This is a genomic window from Luteimonas sp. FCS-9 (genome assembly GCF_001014645.1).
Lineage (GTDB): Bacteria > Pseudomonadota > Gammaproteobacteria > Xanthomonadales > Xanthomonadaceae > Luteimonas.
In genome coordinates this window covers 238,689-257,569 of the sequence record NZ_LASZ01000003.1, presented here as the reverse complement: position 1 = coordinate 257,569, position 18,881 = coordinate 238,689, and the positions used below count along the sequence as shown (strand labels likewise).

Below are 18,881 nucleotides of genomic sequence, written 5' to 3'. Positions count from 1 at the left end.
CGGCGCGGGCCCCTGCCGGGTACCGCGCCCAGTCGCGGCCCGATATCCGCTTGGTGGTCACGGTACCCGACAGGCGCTGGACACGGGTGCGACGGCGGGCCGGGAAACGGGATACAAGGGCGCTTGTGCGATGTGGTCTTGGTGAGGGCGCCGCGATCGAGGCTGGTGGCGTGTAGGAGCGCGCTTGCGCGCGAGGCGCTTTCACGACTACCTGTCGCGCGCGAGCGCACCTCTACAGATGCGCTGCGGCATGCCGTGCAACGAAAAGGCCCCGGCGATGCCGGGGCCTTCTTGTTGCACGATCGCGTCGCGATCAGGACTGCAGTGGCACCACGCGGACCTCGACGCGGCGGTTGGCCGCACGGCCCTGCTCGGTGCTGTTGTCGGCGATCGGGCGGGTCTTGCCGAAGCCGACGATCTCGAAGCGCTGGCGCAGCAGGCCCTGACCGATCAGGTAGTTGCCCACGGCATTGGCGCGTTGCTCGGAGAGGCGCTGGTTGACGGCGTCGCTGCCGACGCTGTCGGTGTGGCCGGAGATCTCGACGATCGTCTGGTCGTACTCCGACAGCGTGCGGGCGACGTTGTTGAGCGCAGGATAGAACTGCGACTTCAGGTCGGCCTTGCCGAAATCGAACGTCACGCCGTCGGGCAGGTTGAGCTTGATGACATCGCCTTCGCGGTCGACCTGGATGCCGGTGCCCTGGGTCTGCCGACGGAGCTCGGCTTCCTGTCGGTCCTGATAGGCACCGACGGCGCCGCCGGCGAGGCCGCCGACACCGGCGCCGACGAGGGCGCGCTGGCGGCGTTCGGTCGCGTCCGAGCCGCTCAGCAGGCCGGCGACCGCGCCGATGCCGGCGCCGATCAGGGCGTTGTTGCGGGTGCGGTTCGGATCGTCCGGAGCGCTGGTCTGGCCGGTGTAGCTGGCGCAGCTGCTCAGCAACAGGACGCCGGCGATGGCGGTGGTGAGGCCTGCGGTGCTCAGTTTGCGCATGTCTTGGATCTCCTGGCGTTGGGACGGTTCGCGTCCGCGGATGGTGAACGCGGCCGACAGTAGCGGCTGCAAAATGCAAAAGGGGTGATGGCCCCGCAGTCGGTCCAAGGCCCGTTCAGCTTTCGCGGGTCGCCGCGCGCTTGCCTCGTCGAGCCGCTCGCGACTGCCTCAGCGGGCCGCGCGATAGGCGGCCAATGCGGCCTCGCGTCCGGCCTCGAGATCGACCATCGGCCGGCGCGGATACGCCGGGGCCAGTTGCGCCAGCCGCGACGGCTCGGTCCACGGCGCGAACAGCAGCGGCGTCGGCACGTCGGCCAGTTCCGGGACCCAGCGCCGGATATAGCGGCCGTCCGGATCGAAGCGTTGCGCCTGCGCGACCGGGTTGAAGATGCGGAAATACGGGGACGCATCCGCACCGGTGCCGCCGATCCATTGCCAGCCGAGCGTGTTGTTGGCCAGGTCGGCATCGACCAGCGTGTCCCAGAACCAGCGGGCGCCCTCGCGCCAGTGCACGCGCATGTGCTTGCACAGCCAGCTGCCTACGATCAGCCGCACCCGGTTGTGCATCCAGCCGGTCTGCCAGAGCTCGCGCATGCCCGCATCGACGATCGGCACGCCGGTGCGGCCGTGGCGCCAGGCGTCGAGGCGGCCTGCATCGGGCCGCGCCCAGCGGAAACGCGCGAAGCGGGAATTGAGGTCGCGGTCGATACTGTCCGGGAAGTGGTGCATCAGGTGATGGCCGAACTCACGCCAGCCGAGCTGGCGGACGTAGGCGTCGATCTGCGGCGCGGTCGCGGCGCGCCGTTCGGCCTCGAGCGCGGCGACGATCCGCCACGGGGCGATCTCGCCGAAATGCAGGTGCGGCGACAGGCGCGAGGTGCCGACCTGGTCGGGGCGGTCGCGGCCGCTGGCGTAGTCGCGCAGCGCGCCGTCGACGAAGACCTCCAGTGCTTCCCGCGCGCCGTCCTCGCCCGGCGTCCACGACGACCAGAAGCCGGTGGACCAGTCGGGCACGGGCGCGAGCTTGAGGTCGGCGAGCGCGACGCCGTGCGGTCCGGTCTCGGCCGCGGGCAGCAACGGCGGCGGCGACCACGTCGGGCGCATCGGCCAGTTCGACAGCGCCTTGCGCCAGAACGGGGTGAACACCTTATAGGGGCCGCCCTGCCCGGTCTGCAGCGCCCAGGGTTCGAACAACAGCGCACCGTCGTGGCTCTCGGCCCGCAGGCCGTCCTCGCGCAGCGTCCGCTTGATCTGCGCGTCGCGCCGCTCGATGGCCGGTTCGTAGCGGCGGTTCCAGAACACCGCCTCCGCGTCGCAGGTCTCCACCAGCGTGCGCAGGGTCGGCAGCGTCGGACCATGGAACAGCCGCAGGCGTGCGCCGTGGCGGCGCAAGGCCTGGTCGAGTGCGGCCAGCGACCGGTGGCGCCAGGCGTTAGACGCCGCACCCGGCGCCCAGTCGCCCTCCTCGTCCTGGGCGTGGATGTAGACGCACACCGGCGCGAAGCCGGCCTCGAGCGCGGCGTGCAACGCGGGATTGTCGTCGAGTCGGAGATCGTTGCGGAACCAGACGATCGCGTTCGCCATGCGCTCCTCCTCGCGCGTCGGCGGCCAGCCTAGCCGACGCCGATGATGGCGGCGAGAAGGCCGCCACGTCCCCTTCGCATGCTTTTGCTTCAAACTAGTGCGCTTCAGGCCCGCAGTGCGGCGCCGCCCGTTGCCCGACGTCCTGCACCGTGACCGATTCGCCCTTCCCGCTCGAAGCCTCGCCCGAACAGGCGCAGCGCGCCATCGCCGACGAATTCGCCTTCTTCGGCGACTGGTCGGAACGCTACCAGTACCTGATCGACCTCGGCCGCAAGCTGCCACCCTTCCCCGACGCGGACAAGACCGAGGCCAACCGGCTGCACGGCTGCCAGTCGATGGTGTGGATCGTGCCGTCGGGTGACGCGAGCCGGCTGGACTTCGCCGCCGCCAGCGACTCGGCGATCGTCTCGGGCCTGATCTATCTGGCGTTGCGGGTGTACTCGGGCCGCAGCGCCCGCGAGATCCTGGATACCGACGCGGACTACATCGCCGACATCGGCCTGGCCCGGCACCTGTCGCCCACCCGCAGCAACGGCCTGGCCGCCCTGCTCGCCTTCATCCGCGACCGGGCCCAGTCCGCACTGGCGTGAGCGCGACTGGCGACAAGGACCCGGCCGACAGCCGGGCGGCACCGCTGCGCAACCCCGGCTTCCGCGCGTTGCTGGGCTACCGCATCCTGACGATCCTGTCCTACCAGATCGTCGCGGTCACCGTCGGCTGGCAGATCTACGCCGCGACCCAGAACCCCTGGATGCTCGGCCTGGTGGGCCTGGCCGAGGTGCTGCCGTACTTCTGCGTGGCGCCGTTCGCCGGCTACCTCGTCGACCACCTGCCGCGGCGCAAGCTGGGCATGGCGGCGGCTGCGGGCCTGGCGATCACGCCGCTGCTGCTCGCACTGATGGCGCTGGACGTGCTGGGCGGCAGCATCTGGCTGATCTACCTGCCGATCATGCTCACCGGCATGGTGCGGGCGTTCCTGGGGCCGGTCTACAACGCGCTGTTCGCGCGCGTGCTGCCGCGCGAGCAGTTCGCGCGCGGCGCGAGCCTGGGCAGCATCGCGTTCCAAAGTGCGGTGGTGGTGGGGCCGGCCATCGGCGGCTTCGTCGTCGGCTGGGCCGGCGAGCCCAGCGCGTACGTGCTGGCCTCGGTGCTGGCGCTCGGCGTCATCGTGTTCCTGGCGCGGCTGCAGGTGAGCGAGCCGCCGCGCCCGCTGCAGCGCGCGCCGATCTTCGCGAGCATCGCAGAGGGCGCGCGCTTCGTGTTCGGCCACCAGATCCTGCTCGGCGCGCTGGCGCTGGACATGTTCGCGGTGCTGTTCGGCGGCGCGATCTCGCTGGCGCCCGCGTTCATCCACGACATCCTGCACTACGGCCCAGAAGGCCTGGGCATCCTGCGCGGCGCGCCCGCGCTGGGCTCGGTGGCGATGGGCATCTGGCTGGCGCGCCACCCGATCCAGCGCAATGCGGGCCGCATCCTGCTGTTCGCAGTCGGCGGGTTCGGGCTGTGCATGATCGGCTTCGGGCTGTCGACCGCGTTCTGGCTGTCGGCGTTCTTCCTGCTGTTGTCGGGCATGTGCGACGGCGTGTCGGTGGTCATGCGCTCGACGATCATGCAGCTGGCGACGCCCGACCACATGCGCGGGCGCGTGTCGTCGATCAACGGCCTGTTCGTCGGCTCGTCCAACGAAATCGGCGCGTTCTACATGGGCTCGATGGCGCGCCTGCTCGGTCTGGTGCCGGCCGTCGTGCTCGGCGGGTTCATGACGATGGGCGTCGTCGCGACGACCGCCTGGAAGGCGCCCCGGCTGCGCCGTCTGGACTTGCGCGAGCTGCATTGAGGGCCGTGATCGGCGACTGGGGGCTCGGGAGGGCGGCGTCCGGCACGAAAAAGCCCGCCGATGGCGGGCTTTTTCCCGGGAGCGCCTGACAGTCGAGGCGATGGTTCTTCGAATCTCCCATCACCTGCGACGGATCATGGCGTCGATCAATCCCCCATCTGCTTCTGCAGATGTTCCCAGCGCTCCTGCTCGTCGATCGTGCGCTCGGCGGTCAGACGGGCTTCGAGACGGTCGAGACCGATCTCCTCGCCCGAGTCCACGCTGTAGCCGTACTCGCCCGAATCGACGCGCTTGAGCGTGCTGTCGATCTTGCCGATCAGCTTGCGGTAGCGGTCGCGGGTGCGCAGCTCGAGCGAGTTCTCGGTCTCGCGCGTCGCACGCTCGGCCTCGTCGCCGACGTCGCGGACTTCGTCCTTGAGGTTCTCGATCGTCTGCTTGGATTCCTCGACCAGGTCCGCGCGCCACTGCAGCAGGCGCTGGCGGAAGTATTCGAGCTGCAACGGACTCATGTACTCCTCGTCGGCCGTGGGCTTGTAGCCCGCCGGGAGGATGGGGCGACCTGTCTCTTCATCGGTCTTGTACTGCACGACCTTCACCTTCGTTCTGGGCGCCGGCTCCGGCTGGCGCGCCACGACCGCGACGGCGACCTTGCCGGCCGGACGCGGACGTGTTGTGGGAGTGGAAGCCGGCACCGGCTTGGGTGCGGCGGTTTTCGCCGAAGCCGACGCCGTCTTCGACGGCGCGGACTCCGGTTTGGCGACGGGCTTGTCGGTGACCGACTTCGCCGGCGCTGCCTTCTTGGCGACGGGCTTGGCGACCGCCGCCGGAGGGGCGGTCCTGGACGTCGTCGCCGGCTTCGGCGCCACGGTCTTCTTCACCGGGGCGACCTTGGCGATCTTCTTCGTGGGCGTCTTCGCCGGCGCGGCCTTCTTCGCCGGGACCTTGGCGACCGGCGCCTTCTTGGCCGCGACCTTCTTCGCGGCGACCTTTTTGGCCACGGGCGCGGACTTGGCCGCCTTCTTGGAGACCGGCGCCTTCTTCGCGGGAGCAGACTTCTTGGTCGCAGCCTTGGCAGGAGCCTTGGCGGCGGGCTTGACGGCCTTCTTGACGGCCTTTTTCACGGGTTTCTGGGCTGCCACGAGCTGCGATCCTTGTCATTCCCTTGGACGGGGAAGCGGGCTGTTATACCCTGCAAACCCTGCAGCGGCAACCGGACCGGCCGCCGCGTTCATCGCCCCCGCCGACCTGCCGTGATCGAGCGTTTTCTCATCGTCCTGCTGCGCGGCTACAAGCGGTTCGTCAGCCCCCTGCTCGGCCCGCGCTGCCGCTTCCATCCCAGCTGCTCGCAATACGCCATGATCGCGATCGCGCGGTTCGGCGCCTGGCGCGGCGGCTGGCTGGCGCTGCGCCGTCTGTCGCGCTGCCATCCCCTGCACCCCGGCGGGCACGATCCGGTGCCCATGCCCGAACTGGATTCCAAGCCATGACTCAGACCCTGATCCGCAACGCACGCCTGGTCAACGAAGGCCGCATCGTCGAGGGCGACCTGCGCATCGATGCCGACGGCCGCATCGCCGCGATCGCGGGCGAACTGTCCGCGCGCCAAGGCGAGCACGTGGTCGAGGCCGGCGGACGGTGGCTGCTGCCGGGCATGATCGACGATCAGGTGCATTTCCGGGAGCCGGGCCTGGAGCACAAGGCCGACATCGCCAGCGAGTCGGCCGCGGCGGTCGCCGGCGGGCTCACCAGCTTCATGGACATGCCCAACACCAGCCCGCCGACGCTGAACGCGGGCGCGCTGCAGGACAAGTACGACCGCGCGGCGGGCCGCGCGCGCGCGAACTACGCCTTCTACATGGGCGCGAGCAACGACAACCTCGACCACGTGCGGCGGATCGACCCGCTGACCACGCCTGGCGTCAAGGTGTTCATGGGCGCGTCGACCGGCAACATGCTGGTCGACGATCCCGACACGCTCGACGGCATCTTCCGCGAGACGCCGGTGCCGATCATCACCCACTGCGAGGACACGCCGACGATCGACGCGATCCAGCGCGAATACGTGGCAAAGTACGGCGACGACATCCCGGCGCAGTGCCACCCCGACATCCGCTCGCGCGAGGCGTGCATCAAGTCGACGCGGCTGGCGCTGGCGCTGGCGCGTCGTCACGACACCCGGCTGCACGTGCTGCACATCTCCACCGCCGACGAACTGGCGCTGTTCGAGGCCGGCCCGCTGGTCGACGCGGACGGACGCCTGCGCAAGCGCATCACCGCCGAGACCTGCATCCACTTCCTGCGCTTCGAGCGCGCCGACTACGCGCGGCTGGGGCACCTGATCAAGTGCAACCCGGCGATCAAGGACGCCTCCGACCGCAGCGCGCTGCTGGCGGCGCTGGCCGACGACGTCATCGACGTGCTCGCCACCGACCACGCGCCGCATACGCTGGCCGAGAAGCACAACCCCTACACCCGTGCGCCCAGCGGGCTGCCGCTGGTGCAGTTCGCGCTGGTCGCCGCGCTCGAATGCGTCCACGAGGGACACTTCGACATCACGCGGGTGGTGCAGAAGTTCGCGCACGCGCCGGCGCAGCTGTTCGACGTCGCCGGGCGCGGCTTCCTGCGCGAGGGCTACTTCGCCGACCTGGTGCTGGTCGAGGACGCTCCGTTCACCGTACAGCGCGGGCAGGTGCTGTCGAAGTGCGGCTGGTCGCCGTTCGAGGGTACGACGTTCCGCTCGCGGATCGCGTCGACCTGGGTCAATGGCCGGCTGGCCTGGGACGGCACGCAGCTCGTCGGCGAGCCGGCCGGGCAGCGGCTGGCGTTCGCGCGTTGAGCCGCGCGAGGTCGCGCGCGTCGTGCCACCGCGCCTTCATGTCCGCCGGCCTACCCTGCGCGGCCCTTCGGTTTCATTGCGTCCCATGATGCCCAGACGTTTCGCATTGCTGCTGTCCTGCGCCCTGCTCGCCCTGCCGCTCGCGGCCCAGGACAGCGGCGCGCTGCGTTTTCCCGAGCGCGTCCAGCAAGGCAGCCTGGTCGTCGGCAAGGTGCCGGCGGGCAGCCAAGTGCGCTATCGCGACCGTGCGCTGCGCGTCAGCGGCTACGGGACGGTGGCGCTGGGCATCGGCCGTGACGAGACCGGACCGGTGCAGGTCCAGGTCGTCGACCCCGAGGGCCGCGCGCACGTCGCCACGATCGCGGTCGCGCCGCGCGACTGGCCGGTCGAACGCGTCAACGGCGTACCGCCGGCCACCGTCAACCCGCCGCCGGCGATCGCCGAGCGGATCCGACGCGAACAGGCGCAGGTCAGCCAGGCACGGGCGCGCGACGACGCGCGCGTCGATTTCGGCGGCAGCTTCGTGCGACCGGTCGAAGGCCGTATCAGCGGACGCTTCGGCCGCGCGCGTTCGTACAACGGGCAGCCGGGCGCGCCGCATTCGGGCATGGACATCGCCGCGCCGAACGGCACGCCGGTCAAGGCGCCCGCGGCCGGCATCGTGACGTTCGCCGCCCCCGACCTCTACCTGACCGGCGGCACGCTGCTGCTCGATCACGGCCATGGCGTGAGCTCGAACTTCCTGCACCTGTCGCGCATCGACGCCAAGGTCGGCGAGCGCGTGGAACAGGGCCAGGTGATCGGCGCGGTCGGCGCCACCGGGCGCGCGACCGGGCCGCATCTGCATTGGGGGATGAACTGGTTCGACATCCGCATCGATCCGCAACTGGTGTTGGAGCGCTGAGATGGGTGTCCACGTCGTTTGCCCTCCCCACGCGCGGCGGCGCGTTCGTCAGCGCCGCAATGTGGGGATCATGGAGGCGCGGTGCTGGAGCGCTGAGATGGGTGCCCACGTCGTTTGCCCTCCCCACGCGCGGCGGCGCGTTCGTCAGCGCCGCAACGCGGGGATCATGGAGGCGCGGTTCGACGTCCGGATCGATCCGCAACTGGTGTTGGAGCGTTGAGATGGGCTTGTGCGGCACCACGAGGACAAAAGGCACGCTCTGCGCGGCACTCCTGATGCTGCCAGCCGTGTCCGGGTGCGTGGACAAGCCGATCATGCGTGCATCGAGCTCCGTGGTCGAACGCGACGCGGCGCACACACCTGCATTGACGCAACCCGGTCGGGAAGTGGCAGGCTCCCGGGTGCGCTTTCCGCTCACTGCGGTTCGAGGCACGAGCATCGAGGGCCTGGCGCCCCCGGGCAGCAGGATCCAGACCGGTGCCGACATGGTGGTGGTCGGTCACGACGGCCGCGTCGTCCTGCGGACACCCGACAGCACCGGGGACTGGACGCTGCAGGTCCATCGCCCAGGCCACCAACGCACGTTGCCGATCCGCATCCACGTCCTGGCGGACGAGTGAGCGGAAGTGAGGCGCAGGTGACGTCGCGCATCTTCATCCCGGGTTAGGATTGATGAACGTCCGCTGGATCGAATCGATCCGCGGCGGCGTCCGTTCCAGTCAACTCAGGGAAAGCAGCATGACTCGAAGCAAGGCCGTTCCATCCTCCCGCAAGACGCGCATGCCGCGCTCACGTCTTGCCGTTGCCGTTACTGGCGCCCTCCTCGCGCTCGTCGCCCTGCCGGGCGCAGCGCAGACGACGCCGTCCGATGGCACGGATCCCACGGTCGAGTCCGCGATTTCGCGGGCTTTTTCGAATCGAGAGGCCGCCGCGATCCAGGTGCAGCCGGCGTTGTTCGCCGATGGCTTCAGCGCGCGCTGGCGTCTGCGCAATGCCGCGCCGGCCCAGCCTGCCTCGGTCGGCGTCGCACACGCGCTCGTCGCCGCCGATACGCCTGTGCAGCCCTCGGATCCGACGTCGTGGGTCACCGAGGAATTCCAGGCCGATTGGGGCCTGGAGGTCATCAATGCCCATCACGCCTACGCGCGCGGACTCAGCGGCGCCGGCGTCCGGCTGGGACTGCTGGACTCGGGCGTGGGGTTCGACCATCCTGAATTCGCGGGCAAGGATCACCGTGGGATCGCGATGGCCGACGTGCTCGACGACGGCTCGCTGTGCACCCAGGAGGGCACCCTCGGCGGTCCCGATGCCTGCTTCCATACGAAGGGCGACGAGGCCGCTGTCAGCGGTCTGTACATCGACGAATCCCTGCGACCGTTTCTCAATCCCGGCTTCGAGGACTGTGTCGGCCAGGTCTGCTACAGCTACGAGAGTCACGGTACCCATGTCGCCGGCACGATGGCGGCCAACCGTGATGGCTCGGGCATGCACGGCGTGGCCTGGGGCGCCGATCTGAGTTCCGCCCGCCTGTTCTCCGACAGCTACGAAGAGATTCCCGACCTGCTGTGCGGGTTCTTGGGCATCGGCTGCGTTTCGCTGTCCATGGGGGCATCGACGTCGGCACTCGTCGGCATGTACGACCAGGCCATCGCGCACGGCGTGCGCGCGATGAACCACAGCTGGGGCTGGGGCTACACCATCCGCGACAATGCCACCGTGCACGAGTTGCTCGACGGCCTCGAGGACAGCGATCCGGGGATCTACGAGCAGTTGGCGGCAATGGCGGAGGCCTCCCGGCAGTCGGGCATGCTGCAGGTCGTTGCGGCAGGCAACACGAACGCGCCTGGCGACACGCTCGAGGAACAACCGATCACGACGATCCCCGGAATGACGCCCTATCTGTTTCCGGACATCGAGAAGTACTGGGTCGCCGTGGCCAATCTCGATGAGGACGGCGTGCTGTCCGCCAGCTCGATGCGTTGCGGTGCCGCGGCGCAGTGGTGCATCGCCGCGCCGGGCACGAACATCACATCCTCCGTGCTCGATGGCAGCCCGACCGGCACCGACATCGTCGTCGACGATGCCGGCAACGTGCGCTACGAGTTCGAGGATCGCAACGGGGGTGTGGAGTACGCGTATGCCGACTACACCGGCACCTCGATGGCGGCGCCGCACGTGACCGGCGCGCTCGGCCTGCTGTTCGAGCGTTTCCCGTATCTCGAAGGCCACCAGATCCGCGACGTCATGCTCACCACCGCCACCGACCTGGGCGAGGAAGGCGTCGACGACATCTACGGCTGGGGCCTGCTGAACCTCGAAGCGGCGATCGAAGGCTATGGCCAGCTGCGCGTCGACACCGACATCGTCATGGACCAGGCCGCCGGCGGCACCAAGGTCTGGGAGGGCGATGCCTGGGACGACTGGACCAACGACATCGGCGGGCCGGGCCGGCTCGGGTTCCACTCCAATGCCGGCGGCTGGCTGCGCCTGTCGGGCGACAACAGCTTCAACGGCGCCACGGTGACCGGCGGCACGCTGGAGCTGGCCGGCCGCAACGCGCTCGCCGACGACGTGCTCGTCCAGGGCGGTCGCCTGCTGATCGCCGAGGACGGTCGCCTAGAGGACACCGCGCTGACGGTGACCGGCGTCGTCGACGCCGACACCGGCGCGATCCTAGGACGCGGCGTCGCCGTCGTAAATGGCGCGGTCGAGGGCGGGCAGACCCGCGTCGAGACGCTCGGCACGCTGGGCGGCAGCGGCACGCTCGGCGACACCTGGGTGGCCGGTACGATCGCACCCGGCAACTCGATCGGCACGCTGGTCGTCGACGGCGACTACGTGCAGACGGCGGACGCCACGCTGGTCGCCGAGCTGCAGCCGCCGGATCTGGCCGACCTGCTGTCGGTCACCGGCTCGGCCACGCTGCTCGGCGGCACACTCGTCGCCAGCCGCCTGCCCGGCACCTACCTGCTCGGCCAGGAGTACCGCATCGTCTCCGCGCAGGGCGGTGTGACCGGCACCTTCGACACCGTCGATACCAGTGCGCTGTCGCCGTTCCTGTCGCTGTCGCTGCTGTACGGACCGAACGCCATCGACGTGGGCGTGGTCCGCGGCGCGGCGCTCGCCACCGCGGCGCAGACCGGCAACCAGCGTGCCACCGCGGCGGCGCTCGATGCGCTGCCCGACGACCAGGGCCTGCTGGTGCCGCTGACCCAGCTCGGCGAAGCCGGCGCGCGCAATGCGTTCGACCAGCTCTCGGGCGAGATCCACGCCAGCGCGCAGCAGATCCTGATCGACAGCGGGCGCTTGGTCCGCGATGCCGCCCTCGCCCGCGCCTCGGCCGGACACGACGGCTTCCGCGGCCAGCGCGACGCCGACGCGAACACCGGCGCATGGGTCGAGGTGCACCGCCAGGGCGGCCGGGTCGGCGGCGACGGCAACGCCGCGCGCGCGCAGTACAACGGCACCGCGGCGCTGGTCGGCATCGACCGCCAGTTCGACGGCGGCTGGCGGGTCGGCGCGTTCGGCGGCGTCGGCAGCACGGACTTCGACGTCCGCGGTCGCGCGTCCAAGGGCGATGCCGACACCCGCCACGTGGGCGTCTACGGCAGCCAGGCGTGGGACGGCCTGGGCCTGCGCGTGGGCTACACGTACGCGTGGCACGAGCTGGATGTCGAGCGCGACGTCGCGTTCGCCGGCTTCGCCGACGGCGTGCACGGCCGCTACGACGCGAACGCGTGGCAGGCCTTCGCCGAACTGGGCTACCGCTTCGGCAACGAGCGCTGGGAACTGGAGCCGTACCTGCAGTACGCCCACGTCGAGCTCGACCACGACGGCTTCGTCGAGGACGGCGGCGCCGCGGCGCTGGCCGGTCGCGACGGCGACACCCGTGTCGACCTGAGCACGGCCGGCGTGCGCTTCAACGTGAACCTGCGCGGCACCGCCCAGGACCAGAGCTGGCTGAGCCTGCGCGGCAACCTGGGCTACCGCTACGCCGGTGGCGACCAGGTACACGACACGCAGCTGTCGTTCGACGGCAGCCGCTGGTACGGGGTGACCAGCCCGTCGATCTCCGACGAGGCGACGCTGGTCGAGCTGGGCATCGCCGCCCGGACGTCGGCCAACAGCCTGCTGGAGATCGGCTACAGCGGCGCGCTTTCCGACGACGCCCGCGACCACGGCGCCAACGCCCGGTTCTCACTGCAGTTCTGAGCGCACCGGGTCGGCGTTCGCGGACGGGGCGGCTTCGGCCGCCCCGTTCCGTTTCCGTTCTGTAGCGGCCCGGATGCCCGCGGCATTCTTCACTCCCGTAGGAGCGCGCTCGCGCGCGATGGGGACTTCAGCGGGAAAGCGTCATCGCGCGCGGGCGCGCTCCTACGGAAGATTCGCGGGCGCCCCGATCGGCGGGCGCGACCGGAAGGTCGCCCTCGTCGAAGCGACAGGCCTCAGCCGCTGACGCGGGCGACGGCGTCGTGCGCGTGCAGGCTCTCGAAGTGGGCGACGGTCGCCTCGAACCGCGCCACGCGCGGATCGGCCGCCAGCACGGCGGCGACGCGACGGGCCGCGTCCTCGCAGAACATCAGGTTCTCGGCGTTGAGCGCCGCGAATGCCTGCTCGTCCTCGCGCTTGACCGCGGTCTGGACCGGCGTGCCCAGCGCCAGTTCGAGCGCATCGACCAGCGACAGCACCGGCAAAGCGTCGACGTCGGGCGCCAGGCGCAGCCGCACCGTCGCCCGGCTGCGCTGCGCGTGCGGGGTCGCGGCCAGGCCGCGCGGCGAGGCCAACCAGTCGTGCACGGCGTCGAAGCCGGGCGCGCTGCCTGCGAAATCGGTCGCGAACCGCGCCGCGTTGAGCTGCCGCGACAGCGCGGCCGAGGCCGGGCACGTGCTGGAGTACTCGACCGAGAGCGTCAGCGTCAGCGCCAGGCCGTCGGGCCCCAGCACCGCGTCGATCTCGACCGGGTATGTCTTCCAGCCGCTGTGGTCGCTGGCCAGCGCAGGGCGACGCAGCAGCTGGCCGTAGCGCAGCGTCAGCTGCACGCGGTCGGCCAGCCCGCGCTGGGAGGAGATGCAGTCGGCCAGCACGCGTGCGAGCGTGTCGCGCCCGAGCGTCTCGCGCACCAGCGCGTCCTGCAGGTGCAGGTACAGCCGCGACATGTGGATGCCGCGCGCATCGGGATCGACCAGGTTGACGCCGATGTCGGCGCGTGCCGGTACCGTGACCGCATGGCCGTCGCCGTCCTCGATGCGCAGCGGCAGCGCGATCTCCGCCATGCCGACCCAGTCGAGCAGGCGCGCCGCCTGGGCCTGGTCGCCGGCGACATCGGGAAGGACGGGGTGACGGACTGGATCGCTCAAGGGTTCGCTCGCGGGGGACGGAACGACGCCCGGTCGGGCGTCGGCCACGCAGTTTAACGGCTCTCCCGGCCGACGCCCTGCAACGCAGCGTGTCGTGCGGGCACGCGTGGCGGCTCAGCCGCGGGCCGCGCGCCAGCCCAGCCAGAGCAGCGCCAGGCCGTTGGCCGGTCGCACTTGCCCGTGCCGGGCCAGCGCCCGCAGCCGGGCCGCGACGATCGCGTTGCCGATCCGCCGCGGCCGGGTGCCGCCGTCGCGCTGCGGCCACCGTGCCAGCAGGTGCGCGGCCAGCGCCTGGTCGCCGCGCAGCATCGCCTGCGGCGCGAGCAGCGGCGCCGCGGTGATGCGCCCGTCCCCGCTGTCGCGGCCGCCGTCGCCGAACAGCGCCATCTCGCACGCGGCCACGGCCAGGGCGAGATCGTGCAGCCGCTCCAGGTGCGCGCCCGGCTCGGCCGCGGGCTCGCGCGTGGCCGGAAGCAGCCGCAACGCGAGCGCCAGCGTGCCCCAGAGCGCGGCCTGCCGATGCAGGTGGACGGCCAACGGATGCCGGCGCGCGCCCTTCTCCCAGCCCTGCAGTTCCTCCTGCCACCAGGCCAGCTTGGCCAGTCCGGGCGTCGGGTCGCTGCCGCCCCAGGCGGCCTCGCCGAACTCGTCGAGCAGTGCGAACCAGGCCTGGACGCGCTCGCGCAGTTCCGGCGCGACGAATGCCAGACCGATGCGCCACTCCGGCCACCGCGCCTGCCACTTGGCCAGGAAGTCGTCGTCGTGCGGGGACGCGCTCATGCCGGGCGCGGCCATGCGGCGGGCTGCAGCAGCGCTTCGGGGGCGTCAATCATGACGTCGCCCTGCCAGGCGATCGGATCGTCGTCGTCGAGGCGATAGCCCCACAGCGCGACGACCGACGGCATGCCGGCCGCGCGCGCGGCGAGGATGTCGCGCGCATCGTCGCCGACGTAGACGCAGTCGCATGCGGGCACGCCGATCGCCGCCGACGCGTGCTGCAGCGGCAGCGGATGCGGCTTGCGCTGCGCCAGCGTGTCGCCGCCGACCAGCACCGCGCAGCGGTCCTGCCAGCCGAGCTGCGGCACGATGCGCCGCGCCAGGTATTCGGGCTTGTTGGTGACGATGCCCCACGGCGTGCCGGCGGCCTCGAGCGCGGCCAGCATCGTCTCCACGCCGTCGAACGGACGGCTGTGGCGGCCCAGTTCCTCGCCGTAGACGGCCAGGAACTCGGGGACCAGCGCGACGACGCCCTCGGCATCGCGTTCCGGGAACGCGACCGCGGCCATCGCCCGCGCCCCGCGCGAGACCACGGGGCGGATGTCGGCCAGCGCCAGCGGCGGACGGCCGCGCGCACCCCGCATCCGATTGACCGTCGCGAGCATGTCCGGCGCGCTGTCGAGCAACGTGCCGTCGAGATCGAACAGCACGCCGGCCGGGAACGTCACCGCCACCGGCGCTGTCGCCGCGCCGCTCACTTGGGCTTCCGCGCCCAGGCGACGTAGTTGACGTCGGTGCGGCGGACCAGCCGGGCCGCGTTGCGCCACGGCTCGTACATCAGGCCGCTGACGTCGTCGAGCTGCAGGCCCGCCTCGCGCAGCCAGCCGGCGAGCTCGGACGGCCGGATGAAGCTCTCGTAGCGATGGGTGCCGCGCGGCAGCAGCCGGGCGACGTACTCGGCGCCGACGATCGCCAGCGCGAACGCGGCCGGCGTGCGGTTGAGCGTGGACACGAACAGGTGGCCGCCGGGCCGCAGCAGCGTCGCGCAGGCGCGCAGGATCGCCGCCGGATCGGGCACGTGCTCGAGCATCTCCATGCAGGTCACGACGTCGTAGCTGGCCGGGCGCTCGGCCGCCAGCGCCTCGACCGACTGCACGCGATAGTCGGCCTGCACCCCCGACTCCAGGCCGTGCAGGCGCGCCACCTTGACGAGGTCCTCGGCGAGGTCGATGCCGGTGACCTTGGCGCCGACCCGCGCCATCGCCTCGCTGAGCAATCCGCCGCCGCAGCCCACGTCGAGCACGTCGGCGCCGTCGAGCCTGGTCCGCGCGCGCACGTACTCCAGGCGCGCGGGATTGAGCGCATGCAGCGGGCGCTGCGGACCGTCGGTGTCCCACCAGCGGCTGGCCAGCGCGCCGAACTTGTCGAGCTCGGCCTGATCGTAGTTGTCGTGTCGCGCGTTCATGCGGGCCTCGTCATGCGCCGGTGCGGAGCGTGGAAATGCGATCCCGCCACTGGCGGGCATTGGCCGCGATCGCCTCGAGGTCGAATCCGACCAGCGTGCGCTCGCGCAGTTTGGGCTGCCCCGCGATCCAGACGTCGGTGACCTGGTGGCGGCCGGTCGCGTAGATCAGCTGCGAGACCACGTGGTGCAGTGGCTGGGTCTCCACCGGCGACAGGTCCACGCAGACGAGGTCGGCCTGCTTGCCGGCCTCGATCGAGCCGATCCGGTCGCCGAACCCGATCGCGCAGGCGCCGCCGAGCGTCGCGGCGCGCAGCGCGGTGAACGCGTCGAACCCGGCCGCGTCGCCGGCGACCGCCTTGGCCAGGATCGCCGCGGTGCGGGTCTCGCCGAACATGTCCAGGTCGTTGTTGCTGGCGACGCCGTCGGTGCCGATCGCCACGTTGACGCCCGCGCGCTCGAGCGCGCAGGCCGGGCAGAAACCCGAGGCCAGCTTGAGGTTGGACTCGGGGCAATGCACGACGCTGACGCCGCGCTCGGCGCACAGGTGGATCTCGCCCTCGGTGAGCTGGGTCATGTGCACCGCGATCAGGCGGTCGTTGACCAGGCCCAGCCGGTCGAGCCGCGCGATCGGCCGCTGCCCGTACTGCTGCAGCGACTGCTCGACCTCCTGCGCGGTCTCGTGCAGGTGCAGGTGCACCGGCACGTCGAGCTGGTCGGCGAGCATGCGCACGCGCTCGAAATTGGCGTCGTTGACCGTGTACGGCGCGTGCGGCGCGAACGCGGTCGCGATCAGCGGATCGTCGCGCCACTGGTCGTGGACCTCGCCGGCGCGGTCGAAATACTCGTCGTCGCTGCTGGCCCAGGCGGTCGGGAAATCGATGACCGGCAGGCCGATGCGCGCGCGGAAGCCGTGCCGTCGGTAGACCGCGGCCTGGACGTCGGGGAAGAAGTAGTTCTCGTTGACACAGGTGGTGCCGCCGCGGAGCATCTCGGCCAGCGCCAGCGTGACGCCGTCGGCGACGAACTCCGGGCCCATCACCGCGCCCTCGGTCGGCCAGATGTGCTGCTGCAGCCAGACCTTGAGCGGCAGGTCGTCGGCGATCCCGCGCAGCAGCGTCATCGGGTTGTGCGTGTGCGCATTGACGAGGCCGGGCAGCAGCGCCGAGTGCGGGCGCTGGACGGCCTGCGCCGGCGCGAAGCACTGCCGGGCCTCGGCGACCGGCAGCACCGCGACGATCTCGCCGCGGTGCACCGCGACCGCATGGTCGTCGAGCACGACGGCATGCGGCTCGACCGGCACGACGTGGCCGGCCTCGATCAGCAGGTCGATGGACCGGGGAGCGGTGGTCTCTGTCATGCGGTACCTCGTTCGATGCGCCCGATTGCCGTCACTGCGCAGGTCGCGCGGCCGCCGGTCCCCGCCTGTGCGGGGACGAGGGATCCGCGCCGCGATGGCGCTGCGGATCGATCACTTGACGCGGCTGACGTACTCGCCGGACCGGGTGTCGACCTTGATGACCTCTTCCTGGCCGACGAACAGCGGCACGCGGACCACGGCGCCGGTCTCCAGCGTCGCCGGCTTGCCGCCGCCGCCCGAGGTGTCGCCGCGCACGCCCGGATCGGTCTCGGTGATCTGCAGCTCGACGAAGTTCGGCGGCTGGACCGCGATCGGGGTGCCGTTCCACAGCGTCACCACGCATTCCTCCTCGCCCTTGAGCCATTTTTCCGCGCCGCCCATGCCGGCCTTGTCGGCCTGCACCTGCTCGAACGATTCGGGGTTCATGAAGTGCCAGTACTCGCCGTCGCTGTAGAGATACTGCATGTCGGTGTCGAGCACGTCGGCCGCCTCGACCGAGTCGGTGCTCTTCATCGTGATTTCCTGCACCCGGCCGGTGCGGATCTGACGGTACTTGACCCGCGTGAACGCCTGGCCCTTGCCCGGCTTGACGTATTCGGTATCGGTGATGACCGCGGGCTCGTTGTTGACCAGGATCTTCTGGCCGTTCTTGACGTCGTTCATGCCATAACTGGCCATCGCTCGCTCCTGCTGGGCCGGCATCGCCGGCGGCTACACTATGGGATTCCCCGGCAGCGGTGCACGCGGCCGGCTCGAATTGGATCGCAGTCGCACATGATACCCGCAGCCCCCCTCCCGACGCAGCCGCGCCGCTGGCAGCAGCTCTGGCGCGATGCCGTACGCGATCCGCGCGAGTTGCTCGACCTGCTCGACCTGCAGGCGCACGCGCCGGCCATGTCGCCCGAGGCGGCCGCGCAGTTCCCGCTGCGGGTGCCGCGCAGCTTCGTGGCGCGGATGCGCCGGGGCGACCCCCACGACCCGCTGCTGCGCCAGGTGCTGCCGCTGGACGAGGAACTGCGCCCGGCGCCTGGATTCGGCCTGGACGCGGTCGGCGACGGTGCGGCCAAGGCCGGCCACGGGGTGATCCGCAAGTACACCGGCCGGGCGCTGCTGGTGGCCACCGGCAGCTGCGCGATCAACTGCCGCTACTGTTTCCGCCGGCATTTCCCCTATGCGGACGAGACCGCGGCGGCCGGCGGCTGGGGCGCGGCGCTGGCGGCGATCCGTGACGATCCGTCGATCGAGGAGGTGCTGCTGTCGGGCGGCGATCCGCTGTCGCTATCGACCGCCAAGCTCGTCGAACTGACCGATGCGCTGCGCGGCATTCCGCATGTGCGTCGCCTGCGCATCCATACCCGGCTGCCGATCGTGCTGCCCGAGCGGGTCGACGCGGAACTGGAGGCGTGGCTGGCTGCCCTGCCCTGGCCGCTGGTGGTCGTGGTCCACGCCAACCACGCCAATGAGTTCGACGGCGAGGTCGACGCGGCGATGCGCCGGCTGCGCGCCGCAGGCGCCCTGCTCCTCAACCAGGCGGTGCTGCTCAAGGGCGTCAACGACCGGGTCGAGACGCTGGCGGCGCTGGCCGAGCGCGGGCTCGCGGCGGGCGTGCTGCCCTACTACCTGCACCAGCTCGACCGCGTCGCCGGCGCGGCCCATTTCGAGGTCGACGACGCGACCGCCCTCGCGCTGCACGCCGCGCTGGTCGCCAGGCAATCGGGCTATCTGGTGCCCCGGCTGGTGCGCGAGGTCGCCGGCGACGCCTCCAAGCGCGCGCTCGCGCATCCCGATGGACGCGCGGTGCCCACCGTGGCATAAGGCGCTGTTTCCCGGAGG

General features: G+C 71.1%; 18 protein-coding genes. 9 read left to right on the top strand and 9 right to left on the bottom strand.

Features of this window, described 5'->3' with window-relative positions; all coding sequences use genetic code 11:
- Nucleotides 1-313: 313 nt before the first annotated feature.
- Together WQ56_RS04485 and WQ56_RS04480 are read right to left on the bottom strand one after the other, a co-directional pair.
- On the bottom strand, nt 314-991 hold the full coding sequence (locus WQ56_RS04485) for an OmpA family protein (RefSeq protein ID WP_047135851.1): 678 nt from the start codon (nt 989-991) through the stop codon (nt 314-316).
- Nucleotides 992-1,159: 168 nt separating this feature from the next.
- Nucleotides 1,160-2,575, bottom strand: a complete 1,416-nt coding sequence (locus tag WQ56_RS04480) for a deoxyribodipyrimidine photo-lyase (RefSeq protein ID WP_047135850.1) — start codon at nt 2,573-2,575, stop codon at nt 1,160-1,162.
- Nucleotides 2,576-2,724: 149 nt separating this feature from the next.
- Here WQ56_RS04480 and WQ56_RS04475 point away from each other — a divergent pair, with 149 nt between their 5' ends.
- Together WQ56_RS04475 and WQ56_RS04470 are read left to right on the top strand one after the other, a co-directional pair.
- The gene (locus WQ56_RS04475; RefSeq protein WP_047135849.1) at nt 2,725-3,165 is read left to right on the top strand and encodes a SufE family protein; all 441 of its coding nucleotides are present in this window, start codon (nt 2,725-2,727) and stop codon (nt 3,163-3,165) included.
- Nucleotides 3,162-4,412, top strand: coding sequence for an MFS transporter (locus tag WQ56_RS04470; protein WP_047135848.1), 1,251 nt, complete (start codon nt 3,162-3,164; stop codon nt 4,410-4,412). Before WQ56_RS04475 ends, WQ56_RS04470 begins: the two co-directional genes overlap by 4 nt.
- A 146-nt stretch (nt 4,413-4,558) precedes the next feature.
- Here WQ56_RS04470 and dksA read toward each other — a convergent pair whose 3' ends face one another.
- A complete protein-coding gene (gene dksA, locus WQ56_RS17955; RefSeq protein WP_082132195.1) occupies nt 4,559-5,551 on the bottom strand; it encodes an RNA polymerase-binding protein DksA in 993 nt (330 codons plus the stop codon).
- A gap of 111 nt (nt 5,552-5,662) precedes the next feature.
- Here dksA and yidD point away from each other — a divergent pair, with 111 nt between their 5' ends.
- From yidD to WQ56_RS04430, 6 genes are all read left to right on the top strand, one after another.
- Complete coding sequence (yidD, locus tag WQ56_RS04455) at nt 5,663-5,899, top strand: membrane protein insertion efficiency factor YidD (RefSeq protein WP_047135847.1); 237 nt, start codon at nt 5,663-5,665, stop codon at nt 5,897-5,899.
- Nucleotides 5,896-7,248, top strand: a complete 1,353-nt coding sequence (locus WQ56_RS04450) for a dihydroorotase (protein WP_047135846.1) — start codon at nt 5,896-5,898, stop codon at nt 7,246-7,248. The genes yidD and WQ56_RS04450 overlap by 4 nt, the downstream gene beginning before the upstream one ends.
- Before the next feature lie 88 nt (nt 7,249-7,336).
- Nucleotides 7,337-8,152 carry a M23 family metallopeptidase gene (locus WQ56_RS04445; protein ID WP_231583354.1) on the top strand — a complete coding sequence of 272 codons (816 nt, stop codon included), beginning with the start codon at nt 7,337-7,339 and terminating at the stop codon, nt 8,150-8,152.
- Nucleotides 8,153-8,249: 97 nt separating this feature from the next.
- Nucleotides 8,250-8,372 (top strand): hypothetical protein, encoded by a 123-nt coding sequence (locus WQ56_RS19410; protein WP_255350603.1) that lies wholly within the window; start codon nt 8,250-8,252, stop codon nt 8,370-8,372.
- 79 nt (nt 8,373-8,451) lie between these two features.
- Nucleotides 8,452-8,772 carry a hypothetical protein gene (locus WQ56_RS04435; protein ID WP_156170316.1) on the top strand — a complete coding sequence of 107 codons (321 nt, stop codon included), beginning with the start codon at nt 8,452-8,454 and terminating at the stop codon, nt 8,770-8,772.
- A gap of 319 nt (nt 8,773-9,091) precedes the next feature.
- Nucleotides 9,092-12,364, top strand: coding sequence for an autotransporter serine protease (locus tag WQ56_RS04430; protein ID WP_231583353.1), 3,273 nt, complete (start codon nt 9,092-9,094; stop codon nt 12,362-12,364).
- Nucleotides 12,365-12,597: 233 nt separating this feature from the next.
- On the opposite strand, the gene folE2 is transcribed toward WQ56_RS04430, so the two are convergent.
- From folE2 to efp, 6 genes are all read right to left on the bottom strand, one after another.
- A complete protein-coding gene (gene folE2, locus WQ56_RS04425) occupies nt 12,598-13,509 on the bottom strand; it encodes a GTP cyclohydrolase FolE2 (protein WP_047135842.1) in 912 nt (303 codons plus the stop codon).
- A gap of 114 nt (nt 13,510-13,623) precedes the next feature.
- Nucleotides 13,624-14,289, bottom strand: a complete 666-nt coding sequence (locus WQ56_RS04420; RefSeq protein ID WP_047135940.1) for a hypothetical protein — start codon at nt 14,287-14,289, stop codon at nt 13,624-13,626.
- Nucleotides 14,286-14,984: a phosphoglycolate phosphatase gene (locus WQ56_RS04415; protein WP_231583352.1), complete on the bottom strand. Its 699-nt coding sequence runs from the start codon at nt 14,982-14,984 to the stop codon at nt 14,286-14,288. Before WQ56_RS04415 ends, WQ56_RS04420 begins: the two co-directional genes overlap by 4 nt.
- A complete protein-coding gene (gene ubiG, locus WQ56_RS04410) occupies nt 14,981-15,691 on the bottom strand; it encodes a bifunctional 2-polyprenyl-6-hydroxyphenol methylase/3-demethylubiquinol 3-O-methyltransferase UbiG (protein ID WP_047135841.1) in 711 nt (236 codons plus the stop codon). Before ubiG ends, WQ56_RS04415 begins: the two co-directional genes overlap by 4 nt.
- A 10-nt stretch (nt 15,692-15,701) precedes the next feature.
- Nucleotides 15,702-17,048, bottom strand: coding sequence for a TRZ/ATZ family hydrolase (locus WQ56_RS04405; RefSeq protein WP_047135840.1), 1,347 nt, complete (start codon nt 17,046-17,048; stop codon nt 15,702-15,704).
- Nucleotides 17,049-17,159: 111 nt separating this feature from the next.
- Nucleotides 17,160-17,726 carry an elongation factor P gene (efp, locus tag WQ56_RS04400; protein ID WP_047135839.1) on the bottom strand — a complete coding sequence of 189 codons (567 nt, stop codon included), beginning with the start codon at nt 17,724-17,726 and terminating at the stop codon, nt 17,160-17,162.
- Nucleotides 17,727-17,822: 96 nt separating this feature from the next.
- On the opposite strand from efp, the gene epmB reads away from it, so the two are divergent.
- Entirely contained in the window at nt 17,823-18,863 is a 1,041-nt protein-coding gene (gene epmB / locus WQ56_RS04395) for an EF-P beta-lysylation protein EpmB (protein ID WP_047135838.1), read from the top strand.
- The last annotated feature ends 18 nt before the right edge of the window (nt 18,864-18,881 follow it).

Excerpts from the sequence above, each read along its gene's own strand:
- efp (WP_047135839.1), bottom strand. The coding sequence starts at position 17,726 with ATGGCCAGTTATGGCATGAACGACGTCAAGAACGGCCAGAAGATCCTG.
- WQ56_RS04485 (WP_047135851.1), bottom strand. The coding sequence starts at position 991 with ATGCGCAAACTGAGCACCGCAGGCCTCACCACCGCCATCGCCGGCGTC.
- ubiG (WP_047135841.1), bottom strand. The coding sequence starts at position 15,691 with ATGAACGCGCGACACGACAACTACGATCAGGCCGAGCTCGACAAGTTC.
- WQ56_RS19410 (WP_255350603.1), top strand. The coding sequence starts at position 8,250 with ATGGGTGCCCACGTCGTTTGCCCTCCCCACGCGCGGCGGCGCGTTCGT.
- WQ56_RS04420 (WP_047135940.1), bottom strand. The coding sequence starts at position 14,289 with ATGAGCGCGTCCCCGCACGACGACGACTTCCTGGCCAAGTGGCAGGCG.
- WQ56_RS04445 (WP_231583354.1), top strand. The coding sequence starts at position 7,337 with ATGCCCAGACGTTTCGCATTGCTGCTGTCCTGCGCCCTGCTCGCCCTG.
- epmB (WP_047135838.1), top strand. The coding sequence starts at position 17,823 with ATGATACCCGCAGCCCCCCTCCCGACGCAGCCGCGCCGCTGGCAGCAG.
- WQ56_RS04450 (WP_047135846.1), top strand. The coding sequence starts at position 5,896 with ATGACTCAGACCCTGATCCGCAACGCACGCCTGGTCAACGAAGGCCGC.
- WQ56_RS04405 (WP_047135840.1), bottom strand. The coding sequence starts at position 17,048 with ATGACAGAGACCACCGCTCCCCGGTCCATCGACCTGCTGATCGAGGCC.
- WQ56_RS04480 (WP_047135850.1), bottom strand. The coding sequence starts at position 2,575 with ATGGCGAACGCGATCGTCTGGTTCCGCAACGATCTCCGACTCGACGAC.